This is a genomic window from Anaerococcus obesiensis ph10 (assembly GCF_000311745.1).
GTDB classification, from domain to species: Bacteria; Bacillota; Clostridia; order Tissierellales; family Peptoniphilaceae; genus Anaerococcus; species Anaerococcus vaginalis.
In genome coordinates this window covers 317,131-319,254 of record NZ_HE978532.1, presented here as the reverse complement: position 1 = coordinate 319,254, position 2,124 = coordinate 317,131, and the positions used below count along the sequence as shown (strand labels likewise).

At 33.7% G+C, this 2,124-nt stretch carries 2 protein-coding genes; both read left to right on the top strand.

The genetic code is table 11. The features are described from left to right. Positions 1-96: 96 nt before the first annotated feature. The gene (mobQ, locus tag HGAG_RS07585; RefSeq protein ID WP_019118574.1) at positions 97-1,557 is read left to right on the top strand and encodes a MobQ family relaxase; all 1,461 of its coding nucleotides are present in this window, start codon (positions 97-99) and stop codon (positions 1,555-1,557) included. A 61-nt stretch (positions 1,558-1,618) separates the two neighbouring features. Then, entirely contained in the window at positions 1,619-2,038 is a 420-nt protein-coding gene (locus tag HGAG_RS07580; RefSeq protein ID WP_019118573.1) for a nuclear transport factor 2 family protein, read from the top strand. Positions 2,039-2,124 lie beyond the last annotated feature (86 nt).

The window sequence follows — 2,124 nt, the reverse complement described above, 5'->3', positions numbered from 1 at the left end:
CCAAAAAGAAATCGGATAAAAACTATCCGATTTTTTTAGGAAGTCTTATCCATCGCCACATAAAAGTATCAGAAAAACGAAAGGGGGTTTTTAGCTATGGCGATATATCATCTCAGTATAAAGATTATTTCAAGAGGCAAAGGGAAAAGTGCAGTTGCGGCAGCTTCCTATCGCAGTGGCGAAAAGATAAAAAATGAATATGATGGCATAGTCCACGACTTTACAAGGAAAGGCGGAATAGCCCATACCGAAATTTTATTGCCACGAAATGCACCACAGGAATTTGTAAGTCGTTCTGTCTTGTGGAACAGTGTTGAGAAAATAGAAAAAAGTAAAAACTCACAGCTTGCAAGAGAAATCGAAATTGCCTTACCCAAAGAACTGAGTAGAGAAAAACAGATAGAGCTTGTAAGGAAATATGTAAAAGAAAATTTTGTGAAAGTCGGTATGTGTGCCGATGTTGCTTTGCACGATAAAAATGACGGAAACCCACACGCACATATCTTACTTACCATGCGACCGTTAAACGAAGATAAAACATGGGGAGCAAAATCAAAAAAAGAATATATCCTTGATAAAAACGGAGAAAAGATAAAACTCAAAAACGGCAATTACAAAACAAGAAAAATCAATACAACCGATTGGAATGAGCAAGAAAAAGCGGAAGAGTGGCGAAAAGCATGGGCAGACATTACAAACAAATATCTTGAAGAAAACAGCATACAGGAAAAAGTAGACCATCGTTCCTATCAAAGACAAGGAATAGAGCAAATACCGACCACTCATTTAGGAGTATCAGCAACACAAATGGAGAAGAAAGGCATAGCTACAGACAGAGGAAATATTAACCGAGAAATCAAACATCAAAATGCGATTTTAAGAGAAATTTCAAGAAGAATAAAAGCCTTGTTAAATTGGATAAGAGGAATTGGAAAAGAAGAAACAGCAGAAACAGAAAACATAAAATCCACCATCCCACCAAAAGAAAATCTACTATCCATTTTTGAAAATCTTATCAATCAAAACGCAGATAGCAATAATGCAGACTTAGAGAAATATATTGAGAGTTATCAGCTTCTTAAAGATAAAAACATCACTTCCATATCTGAACTGAAAGAAAGCATAGTTACTTTAAGAGATAAGAATTACAAGACCACAAAAGCTATCAAAGACACTGAAAAAAGAATTGATGATAAAACACAGCTTATCGACCAAGCCGAGAAATATTTGAAACATAAAGATATCTACAAAGCCTATACCAAATTAAAGAAAAGCAAACAGGAAGATTTTTATAATGAGCATACTGCAGAGATTATTCTATTTGAGAGTGCCAAGAAATATCTGAAAGAGCATTTAGGTGAAAGTAAGACCTTAAATATATCCAAGTGGAAATCAGAGGCTAGCACTTTGAAGAAAGAGAAAAAGAGCCTATACAATCAAATATTAGAAATACGAGAGGAAGTTAAACAAGCTGAAAGTGTTAGAAGCTGTATAGAGAAATTACTACAAGAAAACAGAGGACTAACACAGGTAAAGAGGAACGAGTTAGACCTATAAAATTGAGTGAAAAAATGGTATAATATTAAATAAGTATTTGATTTTGGAGGTGTTTAAATTCATGGATGAAAGAGAGAAAATCATTCGTTTATGGTTTGATATGTGGCTTACACAAAAAGACTTAGGAATAGATGATATTTTTTCAGATGATGTGATTTATATTGAGAGTTGGTGTCCTAAGTATGAAAATCGGCAAACAGTAAAGCACTGGTTTAATGAGTGGAATACAAGAGGAAAAGTTCTTGCGTGGGATATAAAGCAATTTTTTCATAAGGATAATCAAACTATTGTAGAATGGCACTTCAAAAATAAAATGAATGAGGGGAAAGTTGAAGAATTTGACGGTATCTCTTTGATTGTTTGGACAGCCGATAATAAGATAAAAGCATTGAAAGAGTTTGGTTGTAATTGTAACAACTACAATCCTTACAAAGAGAGTGAAACACCATTATTTAGAGATGAAAAAGCAAATTGGTTTTAGGAGATAGAATATTGATAGAAAGTAGACCTGAGTTTGACAAAATTACATCGTTTGATGAGTTTAATAAATACTATTGGTATCGTGAA

Excerpts from the sequence above, each read along its gene's own strand:
- mobQ (WP_019118574.1), top strand. The coding sequence starts at position 97 with ATGGCGATATATCATCTCAGTATAAAGATTATTTCAAGAGGCAAAGGG.
- HGAG_RS07580 (WP_019118573.1), top strand. The coding sequence starts at position 1,619 with ATGGATGAAAGAGAGAAAATCATTCGTTTATGGTTTGATATGTGGCTT.